Genomic DNA, 14,850 nt, shown 5'->3' with positions numbered 1-14,850 from the left:
AGGAGACGCAACCATGCCGCAGTTCTTCATCAATCGTCCGGTGTTCGCCTGGGTGATCGCCCTGTTTATCGTGCTGTTTGGCGTCATCGCCATCCCGCAGTTGCCCATCGCCCGCTACCCCTCGGTGGCGCCGCCCTCGGTGACGCTGTACGCCACCTATCCGGGCGCTACGCCCAAGACCCTCGACGATTCGGTGGTCAGCCTGGTCGAGCGCGAGCTGTCCGGGGTCAAGAACCTGATGTACTTCGAGTCCTCGGTGGACACCTCGGGCACCGCGCAGATCACCGCCACCTTCAAGCCGGGCACCGATCCCGAGCTGGCCCAGGTGGACGTGCAGAACCGCATCAAGGCGGTCGAACCGCGCCTGCCCCAGGTGGTGCGCCAGAGCGGTCTGCAGGTGGAGTCCGCCGCCTCGGGTTTTCTGATGATGATCGGCATGACGTCGCCGGACGGCCAGTTCGACGAGGTGGCGCTCAACGATTACCTGGCGCGCAACGTGGTGCCCGAGCTGCGCCGCATCGACGGCGTCGGCCGCGTGCAGTTGTTTGGCGCCGAGCAGGCGCTGCGCATCTGGGTCGACCCCAACAAGCTCACCGCCTTTGGCCTGACCATGGGCGACCTGGCCCAGGCCATCGAGGCGCAGAACGCGCAGATCGCCCCTGGCCGGGTCGGTGACGAACCGGCGTTGCCGGGCCAGCGGCTGACCGTGCCGCTGACCGTCGAAGGCCAGCTGGAAACCCCCGAGCAGTTCGCCGCCGTGGTGCTGCGTGCCACCGCCGATGGCGCGCGGGTGACCATCGGCGACGTGGCGCGGGTCGAGCTGGGCGCCCAGTCCTATGGGTTTTCCAACCGCGAGAACGGTGTGTCGGCAACCAGCGCGGCGATCCAGTTGTCACCCGGTGCCAACGCGGTGCGCACCGCCCAGGGGGTGCGCGACCGGCTGGCCGAACTGGCGCCGAGCATGCCCGCGGGCATGAGCTATTCGGTGCCGTTCGACACCGCGCCCTTCGTCAAGGTATCCATCGAGAAGGTGGCCTACACCCTGTTCGAGGCCATGGTGCTGGTGTTTCTGGTGATGTTCCTGTTCCTGCAGAACATGCGCTACACGCTGATCCCGGCCATCGTCGCGCCCATCGCGCTGCTCGGTACCTTCGCGGTGATGCTGCTGGCGGGCTTTTCGATCAACTCGCTGACCATGTTTGGCATGGTGCTGGCCATCGGCATCATCGTCGACGACGCCATCGTGGTGGTCGAGAACGTCGAACGACTGATGGCCACCCAGGGCCTGTCACCCAAGGCGGCCACCGAACGGGCGATGCAGGAAATCACCGGCGCGGTGATCGGCATCACCCTGGTGCTCACCGCGGTATTCATCCCCATGGCCTTCGGCAGCGGCTCGGTGGGGGTGATCTACCAGCAGTTCACCCTGTCGATGGCGGTGTCGATCCTGTTCTCGGCCTTCCTGGCCCTGACCCTGACGCCGGCGCTGTGCGCCACGCTGCTGCGCCCGGTAGGTGCCGGGCACCATGAAAAACGCGGCTTCTTCGGCGCCTTCAACCGCGCCTTCGAGCGCCTGACCGAGCGCTACACCGGCCGCGTGGCCCGCATGGTCGGGCGCAGCGGGCGGATGATGGCGGTGTTCGTGCTGCTCTGCGGCGTACTGGCCATCGCCGCGCAGCAACTGCCGTCGTCCTTTCTGCCGGAGGAGGATCAGGGCTACTTCATGACCTCCATCCAGTTGCCCACCGGCGCCACCAGCGAGCGCACCCTGGAGGTGGTCAAGCGCTTCGAGGCCCACGTGGCCAGCCGCCCGGCGCTGGACGCCAATATGGTGGTGCAGGGCTTCAGCTTTTCGGGCTCCGGCCCCAATGCCGCCATGGCCTTCACCATGCTCAAGGACTGGAATCAGCGTAATGGCGCCAGTGCCGCCGAGGAAGCGGCGCTGGCCCAGGCGGCCATGGCCGATGGCGTCGAGGGCACGGTGATGAGCCTGATGCCGCCGGCCATCGACGAGCTGGGTACGTCCTCGGGCTTTACCCTGTTCCTGCAGGATCGCGGCAACCACGGCGAAGCCGCACTGCTCGAGGCCCAGGCGAAGCTGCTGGAACTGGCCGGGCAGAGCGAGATCGTCAGCGATGTGTACCCGGACGGGCTGCCGCCGGGCGAGAGCATTCGCCTGAACATCGACCGGCAGAAGGCCGAGGCCATGGGCCTGTCGTTCACGGCGGTGAGCAGCACGCTGTCGGCGGCCATGGGCTCGCTGTACGTCAACGACTTCCCCAATGCCGGGCGTATGCAGCAGGTGATCCTGCAGGCCGACGCCCCGGCGCGCATGCAGCTCGACGACGTGCTCAACCTGCGGGTGCGTAATGCCAATGGCGGCATGGTGCCGCTGGGTGAAGTGGTGACCCCGCTTTGGAGCCAGTCGCCACAGCAGATGATGCGCTTCCAGGGCTTCCCCGCGGTGCGCATTTCCGGCGGTGCGGCGCCGGGTGTGTCCAGCGGCGCGGCGATGGCCGAGATGGAGCGCCTGGTGGCCGGGTTGCCCCAGGGCTATGCGGTGGCCTGGACCGGCCAGTCGCTGCAGGAACGCCAGTCGGCTGCCCAGGCACCATTGCTCATGGCGCTCTCGGCGCTGGTGGTGTTCCTGGTGCTGGCGGCGCTCTACGAGAGCTGGTCGATCCCGCTGTCGGTGATGCTGGTGGTGCCCCTCGGCCTGCTCGGCGCGGTGGCCGCGGTAATGCTGCGCGGGCTGCCCAACGATGTGTTCTTCAAGGTGGGGATGATCACCATCATCGGCCTGTCGGCGAAGAACGCCATCCTGATCGTCGAATTCGCCCGTCAGTTGCACGCCGAGGGCCGTTCGCTGGTGGACGCCGCGGTGACCGCCGCGCGCCTGCGCCTGCGGCCGATCCTGATGACGTCGCTGGCCTTCACCCTGGGTGTGGTGCCCTTGATGCTCGCCTCCGGCGCCAGCGCCGAAACCCAGCACGCCATCGGCACTGGGGTATTCGGCGGCATGCTCAGCGGGACCCTGCTGGCGGTGTTCTTCGTGCCGTCGTTCTTCGTGTTGGTGATGGGGCTGCAGGAGCGCGTCCAGGCTTGGCGCGCACGGCGTACTGGCGGTTCGCCGCAGCTCGGTGAGGAGCAATGATCATGCGTTCGTTCATGGTAATCGCCCTGGTCGGGCTCCTGTCGGCCTGTTCCATGGCGCCCAAGCTGGAACGCCCGCCGGCACCGGTGCCGGCCAGCTTTCCCGAGACCGCTGCCGTGCCTGGCAGCGCGGTGCCCGCCACTGAAATGGGCTGGCGCACGATGTTCGCCGACCCGCCGTTGCAACGCCTGATCGAGCTGGCCCTGGCGCACAACCGCGACCTGCGCCTGGCCGCGTTGAACGTCGAGGCGGCGCGCTCGATGTTCAATATCCAGCAGGCCACGCGCCTGCCGTCGGTGTCGCTGGATGCCAGCCACAGCCGCGAGCGCGCCCTGGCCCAGGACAACAGCGGCAAATCGCGCCGCGAGGTGAGCAACCAGGTCGCCGTCAACGTCGGCACCAGCGCCTTCGAACTGGATCTGTTCGGCCGCGTGCGCTCGCTGTCCGACGCGGCCCTGGCCCGTTACCTGGCCAGCGAGCAGGGCCGCGATGCCGCGCAGATCAGCCTGATTGGCGCGGTGGCCGACGCCTACTTCGCCCGCCAACTGGCCGCCGAACAGCGCCAGCTGGCCGAGCGCACCCTGGAGGACTGGCAGCAGTCCCTGAAGCTGGCGCGCCTGCTGCAGGATGCCAAACAGAACAGCAGCCTGGATGTCGCCCAGGCCGAGGGCCAGGTGGCCAGCGCCGAGGCCGATCTGCAGGCGCGTCAGCGGGCGTTTGCTCAGGCGGGCAACGCACTGCAGTTGCTGGTCGGTGACGCATTGCCGGCAGACCTGCCGGCCGCTCGAGTGCTCGAACGGCAGCCCCTGGTGGCGCCTGTGCCTGCCGGCCTGCCATCGGATCTGCTGCTCGGCCGCCCCGACATTCGCCAGGCCGAACAGACCCTCAGCGCGGCCAATGCCGATATCGGCGCGGCGCGGGCGGCGTTCTTCCCCCAGCTGTCGCTGACCGCCTCGTTCGGGTATGCCAGCAGCTCGCTGGGCGGGCTGTTCGATCCCAGTCGCCAGGTGTGGCGCTTTGCGCCGCAGATCTCGCAGCCGTTGTTCCAGGCCGGGCGACTGCGTGCCGAACTGCGCCTGGCCAAGGTGCGCAAATCCGAGGCGGTGGCCCAATACGAGCGCGCCATCCAGATCGCCTTTCGTGAGGTCGCCGACGCCCTGGCCGGCGCGGCCACCCTGGACCGGCAGATCGAGGCGCAGGGCCGGGTGGTGACCAGTGCCCAGCGCCGCGTGGCACTCTCGGGGCTGCGTTACCGGGCCGGGCTCGACGGGCGCCTGGAATTGCTGGATGCTCAGCGCCAGCTCTATGGTGCCCAGCAAACGTTGCTGGAACTGCGCCGCGACGCGGTCGTCAACAGCGTGGCGCTGTACAAGGCCCTCGGCGGTGGCCTGCGCGAGCGCACCATCATCACCGCGGCGACCAGCCGCGCCGCCAACCCCGATCTTCAAGAGCCCTAGTCATGTTGCGTGCCTTACCTACCCGTTGGTTGATCCTCGTCGCGGTGATGCTGGCGTTCATGCCCATCGTCATCGACATGACCATCCTGCATATCGCGGTGCCGTCGCTGACCCAGGCGCTTGGCGCCACGAGCACCGAGATCCTGTGGATCATCGACATCTACCCGCTGCTGATGGCCGGCCTGCTGGTGCCCATGGGCACCCTGGCCGACCGGGTGGGCAACCGGCGCATTCTGCTGTGCGGCCTCGGAGTGTTCGGGCTGGCCTCGCTGCTCGCGGCATTCGCACCGACCCCGGCCTTGCTGATCGGCGCCCGGGTGCTGCTGGCCCTGGGCGGATCGATGATCATGCCCTGTGTGCTGGGCATTATCCGCCGCACCTTCGAGGACGAGCGCGAGCGGGCCATGGCGCTCGGCCTGTGGGGCACCGTTGGCGCGGCCGGGGCGGCGGTGGGGCCGCTGATCGGTGGCGCGCTGCTCGAGCATTTCTGGTGGGGCTCGGTGTTTCTGATCAACGTGCCGGTGATGGCGGTGGTGATTCCGGTGGCCTTCCTGCTGTTGCCGCGCGTCGAGCAAACCACCCCGGGCAAGTGGGCCATCGGCCAGGCGCTGATCCTGATCGCCGGCATCATCGCCGTGGTCTACGCCATCAAGGCCGGCGTCGGCGGCACCCAGCCGCTACCGCTCGCCCTGCTGGTGCTGCTCGTGGGCCTGGCGCTGCTGACGCTGTTCGCCCGCCAGCAGCTGCGCTCGGCCGAACCGATGCTCGACCTGTCGCTGTTCGGCCGTCCGGTGCTGCTCGCCGGGTTGATCATGGCGGTGGTGGCCATCGGCGCCCTGGCCGGTGTGGAACTGACCCTGGCAATGGAGCTGCAGTACGTGCTCGACAAATCGCCGCTGCAGGCCGGCATCTTCATGATTCCGATCATGGCGGCAGCTGCGGTCGGCGGGCCCCTGGCCGGCTACCTGTCCAATCGCTTCGGCCTGCGCTGGGTGGCCAGCCTGTCGCTGCTGGTTTCCGCTGGCGCCCTGGGTTTCGTGGCCTTCGCCGACCTGCATGAGCCTGGCCTGGGCGTGCCGGCCGTGCTTGCCGTACTGGGGCTGGCGCTGAGCATCGGCCTGACGGCTTCGTCGATCGCCATCATGGGCGCGGTGGAGGCCAGCAAGGGCGGCGCGGCGGGCGCCCTGGAGGCCACTGCCTACGAGCTGGGCACGGGCCTGGGAATCACCTTCTTCGGGGTGTTCATGGCCAGCGTGTACGGCCACACCATCGCCCTGCCCGGCGAGTTGGCGACACCGCTGGCCGAGCGTGCGGCGCGCTCGATCGGCGACAGTTACCTGGTTGCTGCCGAGCTGCCAGCCGAACAGGCCAGTACTCTGATCGAGGCGGCCAAGGCGGCCTTTTCCAGCACCCACTCGGTGCTGCTCAGCACCTCGGCGGTGGTGATCGGCGTGCTGGCGCTGGTGGTGTTCAGGTTGTTCAAGGGGTATCGCGGACAAAGCGCCGACTAGGCTCGGTACGAAAAGTACCTGCGCCCGAGTCGTTTCATTCAGGCCTCGAGAAGCCGTTCACGATCCTCTTGGGCAACATGAAGAGGCGGCTGCAAGGCAAAAGCGGTCGGCAGGCACGGTGCTTTTGTGGGAGAGGCTTTAGCCTCGAGTTTCTTATCAAGGCAAACAAAGAGCTCGGGGCTAAAGCCCCTCCCACGAGTTTGCGAACGGCCGCTTGAATCCGTCCCACTTTGCAGTCAAAGCGCTAAGTTCGAGCCGACAGTTCGTGAACAGATTCTAAAAAACGGGCCGTCATTACGGCGGCCCGGGTAGTCAACAAACAGCGTCACCACACGGCGATATGCGAGTCGGCGCGAGGCTCGGTACCGCCACATAGCACGCCGCTGTGCGGGTCACGCACGATGATCTGCCCGCGGCCGTAGTCGGTGGAGTCGCAGGTCACGCTGACCTCGTGGCCCAGGCGCGCCAGGGCCGCGGCCAGGTCCCGCGAGGCGCCCTGTTCGATGCCGACCTTGCGGTCGCCCAACCACTGCCAGCGCGGTGCGTCGAGGGCGGCCTGGGGGTTGAGGCCGAAGTCGACCAGGTTCATCACCATCTGCACGTGGCCCTGGGGCTGCATGTAGCCGCCCATCACGCCGAACGGCGCGACTGCCTCGCCGTCCTTCGTGAGGAAACCGGGGATGATGGTATGGAAGGTCTTCTTGCCGGCGACCAGGGTGTTGGCGTGGTTGGCCTCGAGGCTGAATTCCTGGCCACGGTTCTGCAGGGCGATGCCGCTGTCTGGCACCACCACGCCGGAGCCGAAGCCGTGGTAGTTGCTCTGGATGAACGACACCATGTTGCCTTCGCCATCGGCGGTGGCCAGGTACACGGTGCCGCTGGCGTGCGGGTCGCCGGCTGCAGGCGTGAGGGCGCGCTCGCCAATCAGCTTGCGGCGCCGCTCGGTGTAGCCGGGGCTGAGCAGGTCGGCCACCGCGACGCGCATGTGCTCGGCGTCGGTGATGTGGTGCAGGCCGTCGGCGTAGGCCAGCTTTAGCGCCTCGATCTGGCGGTGCCAGGTCTGCAGGCTGTCACGATGATCGAACTCGAAGCCCTGGAGGATCTGCAGGGTCATCAGGGCGACCAGGCCCTGGCCGCTGGGCGGGATTTCCCACACGTCATAACCGCGGTAGTTGATGCTGATCGGCTCGACCCAGCGCGGTTTGTAGGCGTGCAGGTCTTCTTTGCGCAGGTAGCCACCAGCGGCGCGCGAGGCCTGGTCGATACGCTCGGCGATCTCGCCGCGGTAGAAACTCTCGCACGTGCTGTCGGCCAGCGCCTGCAGGGTGTGTGCCTGGGCTGGGTTGCGGAACAGCTCGCCGGCTTGCGGCGCGCGGCCGTCGATCAGGAAGGTATCGAACCAGGCCTGCATGGCCGGCTCGCGGTGCGCGGAAAATTCATCCAGGGCCACCTGCCACTGGTGGGCGACCACTGGCGACAGCGGAAAGCCATCGGCGGCCAGGCTGATCGCCGGTTTCAGAAGGTCGGCGAACGGCAGGCGCCCGAAGCGTCGCGACAGTTCGGCCCAGGCCGACGGGCAGCCCGGCACGGTTACCGATGTCCAGCCGTAGGTGGGCATCTGCGTGTGGCCGGCGGCCTTCACGGCGTCGATGTTCAGGGCTGCGGGTGCGTGGCCGCTGGCGTCCAGGCCATGCAGCTGGCCCTTGACCCAGACCAGGGCGAAGGCATCACCGCCGATGCCGCAGCCGGTAGGCTCGACCACGGTCAGCGCGGCGGCGGTAGCGATGGCCGCGTCGATGGCGTTGCCACCGCGGCGCATGATGTCGATGCCGGCTTCGGCGGCCAACGGTTGTGAGGCGGCCACCATGCCGCGCCGGGCGAACACGCTCTGGCGCTGCGAGGCATAGGGATAACGGTGTGCGGAAAAGCTCAGCATGCGGATACCTCCGGCAGGACGCGGCTCAGGAACGCCCGCGTACGCGGGTGGCTGGGCGCGCTGAAAATCTGTTCGGGCGGGCCTTGTTCGATCAGCTCGCCCTGATCGAGCACCACCACGCGGTCGGCCACTTCCCGGGCGAAGCCCATTTCGTGGGTGACCACCACCATGGTCATCCCCTGTTCGGCCAATTGTTTCATCACCTGAAGTACTTCGCCGACGGTTTCCGGATCCAGGGCGCTGGTCGGCTCGTCGAACAGCATCGCCTGGGGCTTCATCGCCAGGGCACGGGCGATGGCCACGCGCTGCTGCTGGCCACCGGAAAGCATCGATGGGTAGTGGTCGGCCTTGTCGGCCAGGCCCACCTGCTTGAGCAGCTGGCGAGCGTGCTCCAGGGCCTGCGCCTTGCTGACGCCGAGCACCTGGATCGGCGCCTCGATGATGTTCTGCAGGGCGGTCATGTGCGGGAACAGGTTGAAGCGCTGGAACACCATGCCGATGTCCCGGCGCTGGCGGGCGATATTGCGCTCGCTGTCGCGCACCAGCGAGCCATCCGGGCGCTCGCGGTAACCCATGGGCTGGCCGTTGACGCGAATGCGCCCGCCCTGGATCTCCTCGAGCAGGTTGATGCAGCGGATGAAGGTGGTCTTGCCCGAGCCCGAGGCGCCGATCAGCACCACCACCTCGCCACGTTTGACCTGCAGCGACACACCCTTGAGGATCTGCACATCGCCGTAGGCCTTGTGGATATCCAGGGCTTCGATCACCAGATCCTGATCTGTACTGTGCATCTCAACGCCCCCTCAACAGTTTTGCCGTGTAGCTGCCGAACAGGCGCCTGGACGCCGTGGCGGGGCGCCGGTCGGACTGCCCGAAGCGGCGTTCCAGCCAGCTCTGGAAGAAGCCCCACAGGGTGGTCAGCAGCAGGAAGTAGATGGCCACCACCAGGTACAGCTCGAATACCCGGAAGGTTGCCGAGGTGATCATCTGGGTGCTGAGCAGCAGCTCCTGCACACCGATCACGCTGACCAGGGTGGTGTTCTTGAGCATCACGTTGAACTCGTTGCCCAGCGGCGGCACGATGATCCGCAACGCCTGGGGCAGCACGATACGGCGCATCAGCTTGCCGAAGGTCATGCCCAGGGAGCGGCCGGCCTCGTACTGGCCCTTGTCCACCGCGGCGATGCCGGCGCGCATGATCTCCGCCATGTAGGCGCCTTCATTGAGGCCCAGGGCGATGATCGCCGCCTGCAGGTTGCCCGGTATCACCACCCAGCCCAGGTCCAGGTCTTCGAAACGGAAGATGCCGCCCGCCGCCAGCGCCGTGTACAGAAAGACGATCTGCACCAGCAGTGGCGTGCCGCGCATCAGCCACACGTAGAAGCGTACCGGTGCCTGGATGAACGGGTTGCCCGACAGGCGCATCAGCGCCGCCACCAGGCCCAGCACGCAACCCAGCGCCATGGACAGCACGGCGATCACGCAGGTCAGCCACAGCGCGCGCAGGTACACGTCGCTGGGCTGCAGCAGGTACTGCCAGAAGATGTCCCAATTGAAATTCATCTAGGTGGCCCTCAGTCCAGCTTGTCACTGGCGACGTGCCATTTGGCGAGCAACGCGGCGTAGCTGCCGTCGCCGCGCATGTCGTCGATCACCCGCTGTACGGCGGCGGACAGCTGCTGGTCATCCTTGCGGATGCCGATGCCGGTGAGGATCCGCCCGAACGCCGGCACGCCTTCCTGGAACAGATCGGGAGCCATGGCCGCGTAGTAGCCGGCGGTTTCCACGGTGGTGCCGTAGGCGTCGACCTGGCTGATGCGCAGCGCCTGGAAGGCGTCGGTGTCGGTGTTGTAGACCACCAGTTTCATCGGCGCCTTGCCGGCCTCCGCCAGCTTGTCGTTCTCGGCGTCGAGCAGGGTCTTGATGGTCGAGCCGTTGAGCACGGCGATCTTGTGGCCGGACAGGTCATCGAGCGCCTGGATGTTCTTGGGGTTGCCCTTGGGCACCACCACCGACTGGCTGGAGTACATGTAGTTGACGATGTCGATCACCTCGCGGCGCTCCGGCTTGTCGAACAGCTGGTCGACGATCAGGTCGCACTGGCTGGCCAGCAGCGCCGGCACCAGCCCGGAGAACGGCGTGACGCGCCAGGATACCTGCTTGTCGCCCAGGCGCTTGGCGATCTCCATGCCCAGGTCTATGGCCAGGCCGGTGGGTTTCTGCGCAGCGTCGAAGGACACCAGCGGCGGCGAGTCCATGCCCGAACAATAGGTCAGCTTGCTGACGTCCTTGAGGCGATCCGGCACGGTGGGTGCGGCCGAGGCCAGGGAGGCGGCCAGACCCAGGGATACGACGGCGGCGAGAGAGCATGAAAGGCGCATGGTGGTACTCCGTTTGCTGTGATCGAGAGGGCAGCAGTGAAGTGGCAAGAGAGGCGACCGTCGGCGGTCGTCCGCTTGTTATTGTTCGCTTTGCAGGAACAGCGTCAGGGCCGGCAGGGTGCCCTCGATATGTTCGCGGAGCACCCGCTCGGCCAGGTCGGCGTCACGGGTGCGCAGGGCATCGAGAATCTGCGCGTGTTCCTCGCGGCCGCTGAGCGGCTTCTCGCCGTGTTCGAGCCACAGGCGCATCGGCGCCTCGATCAGCGAGTAGAGCGCGACGATCTGTTTCATCAGTCGCGGCCGTTCGCTGATGCTGCACAGGTACTCGTGGAAGATGCGGTGGCGCACCACCCACTGGGCGGTGTCGTTGCGGCACTCGTCCATGTCGTCGAGCAGGCGCTCGAGCAGGATCAGGTGGCGCTCGGTCACCTTGGCCACCGCCACGCGGATCGCCAGGCCCTCGAGGGCGCTGCGCATTTCGAAGACTTCGCGCATCTGCTCGATATCCAGGCCACTGACCACCGCACCACGGTTGGGGCGCAGGGTGACCAGGCCCTGGGCATCGAGGCGGCGGAAGGCTTCGCGCACCGGCATGCGGCTGGTGCCGATTTCCGCGGCGATGTCCTCGGCCACCAGGCGGTCACCCTTGCGGTAACGGCCGGCGCAGATCGCCGCGAGCAGGAAGTTGTAGGCCTCTTCTTCGGCGGTCACGGGTTGACGCTGGGCATAGAGCGGAGCGGTGAGCATGCTGAGCTTCCTGAATAAATGTATCCAATTATCCGTTTAGCCAATACAGCAATAGCCGGGCCAATCTGCGCCGGAGATCAGATTCGGGTGAGTTAACAGGGGGTTAGGTGACGAACCCGGCATTCTGGTGGGCTGGTGCGGGTAACCCTAATGTCACCGAATGAAGCACGGCAGGGGGCAGGCGCCCGGTTACTGGGCGTTTTGGTGGTGGCGAGAAGTCCTGCGGCCGGCGTGGGGAATGGGGGAACCCCCGGCAGCGAGCCTTGTGGGTGGTCATGCCTTCGGCTCGATGGCACCGGCTGTTGCAGCAACAGGCCGGTGCCCGGTTGGCGTGTTTTCAGCGGGGGCGGGCAGGTGTGTTACCGCCGTCACCCGGCACGCGGGATGAAAGGTGCAGCGTTCAGCCCTCTGCCATGGCGTAGACCCGCAGGCGGTGGCCATCCGGGTCCAACACCACGAAGGTGTAGCCGAAGTCCATCGCCACCGGCTGCTGGAGGATGCTCAGGCCTTTGCGGCTCCAGCTCTGGAAGGTGGCATCGACGGCACTGGCGTCGGCCAGCATGAAGACCACCTCGCCTGAACAACCCGGGTCGCGCAGCGCTGGCTCGACCCCGTGCCTGGCCCACAGTCCGAACTTGAAGCCGGCTTCCAGGATGAACAGCGCGAAGGTCGGTGAAACCTCGACCGGCGCCACGGCGAACAGGTCGGCATAGAAGCGCGCGCTGGCTTCTGGGCTGTCGACATAGAGCATGAAGAAATTAGGGGTGGTCATGATGACTTCCTGGGCAATAAGTGGATGCCCTGGCAGCGTCTTGTCTGCCAGTGCCCACGCAGCCTAAGAGCTGCTACTACCCATTTCTGTCAGCAGTGGAAGGTCACTGTGCCGCGATGCCTTCCTGTTCACGCCAGTCGCGCAGCAGAACCTGGCGACGATGCGGATAACGTTGCGCCAGCGTGTCGAAGCTCAGGATGCGATCCACGCGCAGGTGCCGGAAGCCATTGCGCAACTCGCACCATACGGCCAGTACTCGACAGTCATCGAAATAGCCCAATGCGAAAGGCCAGACCGTGCGCGATGACTCGTTGCCGTGCTGGTCGCAGTAGCGAACCTGGGCTTTGCGTTCGGTCTTGATCGCCGCGCGAATAGGCGGCTCCGCGGCCCCGGACGGCAGTGGCGCGCCAGGTCCAACCAGCAGGGCAGAGGCCTCCAGCTCGTCGCGCAAAGTGCTGGGCAGTACTGCCGAGATCTTGTGCAGGGCATGACGGGCCGCCAGCCCGAGGCGATCATCGGCGCGGCGCGCCACCCAGCGTGAACCCAATACCAGAGCTTCCAGTTCTTCCTGGGTGAACATCAACGGCGGCAAGGTGAAGCCTGGATGCAGGATAAAGCCCAGCCCGGCAGCACCTTCGATGTTCGCGCCCTGTTCCCTGAGGGTACCGATGTCGCGGTAAAGGGTGCGCAAGGTGATGCCCAGTTCTTCGGCCAGGCTGGAGCCAGCCACCGGAAAACGATGCCGCCGAAGAATCTCCAGCAGGCTCAGCAGGCGTTGCGAACGGGACATTGGGCAAATTCCTGTCGGGACGGAGTGGCCGGGGGCCTCGCCAAGGGTGGGCAGATCGCTGCCTGGCGCGAGTCGTTAACAACAGCGCCGGCGGTGCTCACTCGACGGGGTGCTGGCCGCTCATGTACTGGTCGAACCGGGCGATGTGATCGTCCAGGTTGTCTTCGAGCATTAGCCGGTACTGGTCGCAGAAGTAGGTGAGCATGGCATCGCGAGCCGCGGCCATTTCTTCGCCTGACTTGAAGCCGCGGGCGCTGACCCAGGTGCTGAAACGGGTAGCGGCGAAGGTCATCGAGGCCGCGACCGTACCAGGGTTGTCGCTGTCGCCGAGTTGGCGGTTGGCGAGTTCGATGTGCGCGTCGGCGCGGTCGAAGAACGCGTTGTCGGTGGCTTGTGGCATGGGGTATGTCCTGCTGGCGGCCATTCAGGGAAGGGGCGCCATTTGAGCATTCTCGTGTCGCTCCCGTCACGTAAGTGAGCGGCTGCTCCGACTGCCATGAGTTGACTGTGCTGTGTTCCGGTCGATGGCAATCAGCGCGTTTAATTGGCGCCCGATGGCAGAGCAGTTATCGCCGTCGCGCGAGCAGGGCGCTATCCCGGGGCCTGGCTCGGGTATCGGCAGGCGCCGCTACCCGAACGTGCGCTCAGCGCCGCTGGGCGCTTACCGGCGGCACCCTGGCGGCCCAGGGCTGGGCCTGTTCCAACTGGGCGGCGAGGGCGAGCAGGGTGCCCTCTTCGCCGAAGCGTGCAGCGAAGTGCGAGCCCAGTGGTAAACCGCCGGCAGTCCAGTACAGCGGTACCGACATGGCCGGCTGGCCGCTGGCATTGAATAGCGCGGTGAACGGGGAGTAGCTGTGGAAGCGCTCGATCATCGCGGCCAGGTCGAGGCTGTCGTCGAAGGGGTCGAGGCTGCCGATCGGTGGCGGTTCGCGGGTCAGCGTCGGCGTTAGGATCAGGTCGTAGTCGGTCATGAAGGCGGCCAGGCGCCGGCCCAGCATATGGATGCTGGCCACCGCGTCGGCGTAACGGGCACCGCTGGTGCCGCCTTTCTCGCGCAGGATGATGCGCGTGCGCGGCTCCAGCTCCTCGGGGCTTACCGCTGCACCGCGCATCTCGCCGAGCAGCCCGATGTAGCTGCTGGTGCTGGCGCCGATGATGTCGAACACCTGGTCGAGAAAGGCCAGGGCGTCGACCGGCAGGGTGGCGTGCTCGACCCGGTGGCCGAGGGATTCGCACAGCCTGGCGCTGTGGCGCACCGCGGCCAGCGCCTCGGGGCCGCTGGACCAGGGCGCCAGGTGTTCGACCAGGGCGATGCGCAGCGGCCGTGGTGGGCGGCGCAGGCTGTCGACGAAGGGCTCGTGCTGCCAGGGCGCGGCGTAGGGGGCACCGAGGTCGGCGCCGGCGGTGATGTCGAGCAGCGCGGCGCTGTCGCGTACCGATACGGTGATTGCGTGGGCGGTGCTCATACCGGCCCAGCCTTCACCGGTCAGCGGCCCGCTGGGCATGCGCCCGCGGCTTGGCTTGAGGCCGAACACCCCGCAGCAGGAGGCCGGCACCCGCAGCGAGCCGCCGCCGTCATTGCCGTGAGCGAAGGGCACCACACGGGCCGCCACCAGCGCCGCGGCGCCACCGCTGGAGCCGCCCACGCTGCGCTCGGTGTCCCAGGGGTTGCGGGTGGCGCCGAAACGGGTCGACTCGGTGGTGTAGGAGGTGCCGAATTCCGGCGCGGTGGTGGTGCCGATGAACTGGCAGCCGGCCTCGCGCAGCCGGCTGACCACGGCGTCGTCGAGCTCCATGCGGGCTTCGCCGAGGGCCAGTGAGCCATTGCTCATGCGGGCGCCGGTAAGTGGCGCGAACAGGTCCTTGATCAGCGTCGGTACGCCGCGCAATGGCCCGTTGCCGAGTGTCGCCTGGCGCGCGCTGTCGTAGAGTTTCTCGGCCACTGCGTTGAGTTGCGGCTCGACCTGCTCCAGGCGGGCGATGCTGGCTTCGAGCAGTTCGCCAGGGCTGACCTCGCCTTTTTCCACCAGGCCGGCCAGGCCGGTGGCGTCGTGCTGATCCATGAGGGTGTGAATGTCGTGCATGGGTAAGCCTCGGTACGT

Annotated in this window: 12 protein-coding genes; 3 read left to right on the top strand and 9 right to left on the bottom strand. The window is 67.0% G+C overall.

Annotation, left to right across the window (positions count from 1 at the left end; genetic code table 11):
• The first annotated feature begins 13 nt into the window (after window positions 1-13).
• Genes BM154_RS21820 through BM154_RS21810 form a run of 3 tightly spaced genes read left to right on the top strand, consistent with a single transcriptional unit; the run spans window position 14 to window position 6,122 of the window.
• Window positions 14-3,154, top strand: a complete 3,141-nt coding sequence (locus BM154_RS21820; protein WP_074889460.1) for an efflux RND transporter permease subunit — start codon at window positions 14-16, stop codon at window positions 3,152-3,154.
• Window positions 3,155-3,156: 2 nt separating this feature from the next.
• Window positions 3,157-4,611, top strand: a complete 1,455-nt coding sequence (locus tag BM154_RS21815) for an efflux transporter outer membrane subunit (protein WP_074889458.1) — start codon at window positions 3,157-3,159, stop codon at window positions 4,609-4,611.
• Between the two features lie 2 nt (window positions 4,612-4,613).
• Window positions 4,614-6,122 carry an MFS transporter gene (locus tag BM154_RS21810; RefSeq protein ID WP_074889455.1) on the top strand — a complete coding sequence of 503 codons (1,509 nt, stop codon included), beginning with the start codon at window positions 4,614-4,616 and terminating at the stop codon, window positions 6,120-6,122.
• Window positions 6,123-6,447: 325 nt separating this feature from the next.
• On the opposite strand, the gene BM154_RS21805 is transcribed toward BM154_RS21810, so the two are convergent.
• From BM154_RS21805 to BM154_RS21765, 9 genes are all read right to left on the bottom strand, one after another.
• Window positions 6,448-8,058 carry a gamma-glutamyltransferase family protein gene (locus BM154_RS21805; RefSeq protein ID WP_074889453.1) on the bottom strand — a complete coding sequence of 537 codons (1,611 nt, stop codon included), beginning with the start codon at window positions 8,056-8,058 and terminating at the stop codon, window positions 6,448-6,450.
• Window positions 8,052-8,849, bottom strand: a complete 798-nt coding sequence (locus BM154_RS21800) for an amino acid ABC transporter ATP-binding protein (RefSeq protein WP_074889450.1) — start codon at window positions 8,847-8,849, stop codon at window positions 8,052-8,054. Before BM154_RS21800 ends, BM154_RS21805 begins: the two co-directional genes overlap by 7 nt.
• Window position 8,850: 1 nt before the next feature.
• Window positions 8,851-9,621, bottom strand: coding sequence for an amino acid ABC transporter permease (locus BM154_RS21795; RefSeq protein WP_074889448.1), 771 nt, complete (start codon window positions 9,619-9,621; stop codon window positions 8,851-8,853).
• Window positions 9,622-9,632: 11 nt separating this feature from the next.
• Entirely contained in the window at window positions 9,633-10,439 is an 807-nt protein-coding gene (locus BM154_RS21790; protein ID WP_074889444.1) for an ABC transporter substrate-binding protein, read from the bottom strand.
• A gap of 78 nt (window positions 10,440-10,517) precedes the next feature.
• Complete coding sequence (locus tag BM154_RS21785; RefSeq protein WP_074889438.1) at window positions 10,518-11,186, bottom strand: GntR family transcriptional regulator; 669 nt, start codon at window positions 11,184-11,186, stop codon at window positions 10,518-10,520.
• Between the two features lie 400 nt (window positions 11,187-11,586).
• A complete protein-coding gene (locus BM154_RS21780) occupies window positions 11,587-11,958 on the bottom strand; it encodes a VOC family protein (protein WP_074889435.1) in 372 nt (123 codons plus the stop codon).
• A gap of 103 nt (window positions 11,959-12,061) precedes the next feature.
• Entirely contained in the window at window positions 12,062-12,748 is a 687-nt protein-coding gene (locus tag BM154_RS21775; RefSeq protein ID WP_074889432.1) for a helix-turn-helix transcriptional regulator, read from the bottom strand.
• Window positions 12,749-12,845: 97 nt separating this feature from the next.
• On the bottom strand, window positions 12,846-13,148 hold the full coding sequence (locus tag BM154_RS21770; RefSeq protein WP_074889430.1) for a DUF3144 domain-containing protein: 303 nt from the start codon (window positions 13,146-13,148) through the stop codon (window positions 12,846-12,848).
• 244 nt (window positions 13,149-13,392) lie between these two features.
• Window positions 13,393-14,832 (bottom strand): amidase, encoded by a 1,440-nt coding sequence (locus tag BM154_RS21765; protein WP_074889427.1) that lies wholly within the window; start codon window positions 14,830-14,832, stop codon window positions 13,393-13,395.
• Window positions 14,833-14,850: the final 18 nt, after the last annotated feature.

It is taken from the genome of Phytopseudomonas argentinensis, from assembly GCF_900113905.1.
Taxonomy (GTDB): Bacteria; Pseudomonadota; Gammaproteobacteria; order Pseudomonadales; family Pseudomonadaceae; genus Aquipseudomonas; species Aquipseudomonas argentinensis.
The sequence above is the reverse complement of the archived record's forward strand: the minus strand, read 5'-3'. Positions and strand labels throughout refer to the sequence as shown.

Excerpts from the sequence above, each read along its gene's own strand:
- BM154_RS21820 (WP_074889460.1), top strand. The coding sequence starts at position 14 with ATGCCGCAGTTCTTCATCAATCGTCCGGTGTTCGCCTGGGTGATCGCC.
- BM154_RS21815 (WP_074889458.1), top strand. The coding sequence starts at position 3,157 with ATGCGTTCGTTCATGGTAATCGCCCTGGTCGGGCTCCTGTCGGCCTGT.
- BM154_RS21810 (WP_074889455.1), top strand. The coding sequence starts at position 4,614 with ATGTTGCGTGCCTTACCTACCCGTTGGTTGATCCTCGTCGCGGTGATG.
- BM154_RS21805 (WP_074889453.1), bottom strand. The coding sequence starts at position 8,058 with ATGCTGAGCTTTTCCGCACACCGTTATCCCTATGCCTCGCAGCGCCAG.
- BM154_RS21800 (WP_074889450.1), bottom strand. The coding sequence starts at position 8,849 with ATGCACAGTACAGATCAGGATCTGGTGATCGAAGCCCTGGATATCCAC.
- BM154_RS21795 (WP_074889448.1), bottom strand. The coding sequence starts at position 9,621 with ATGAATTTCAATTGGGACATCTTCTGGCAGTACCTGCTGCAGCCCAGC.
- BM154_RS21790 (WP_074889444.1), bottom strand. The coding sequence starts at position 10,439 with ATGCGCCTTTCATGCTCTCTCGCCGCCGTCGTATCCCTGGGTCTGGCC.
- BM154_RS21785 (WP_074889438.1), bottom strand. The coding sequence starts at position 11,186 with ATGCTCACCGCTCCGCTCTATGCCCAGCGTCAACCCGTGACCGCCGAA.
- BM154_RS21780 (WP_074889435.1), bottom strand. The coding sequence starts at position 11,958 with ATGACCACCCCTAATTTCTTCATGCTCTATGTCGACAGCCCAGAAGCC.
- BM154_RS21775 (WP_074889432.1), bottom strand. The coding sequence starts at position 12,748 with ATGTCCCGTTCGCAACGCCTGCTGAGCCTGCTGGAGATTCTTCGGCGG.
- BM154_RS21770 (WP_074889430.1), bottom strand. The coding sequence starts at position 13,148 with ATGCCACAAGCCACCGACAACGCGTTCTTCGACCGCGCCGACGCGCAC.
- BM154_RS21765 (WP_074889427.1), bottom strand. The coding sequence starts at position 14,832 with ATGCACGACATTCACACCCTCATGGATCAGCACGACGCCACCGGCCTG.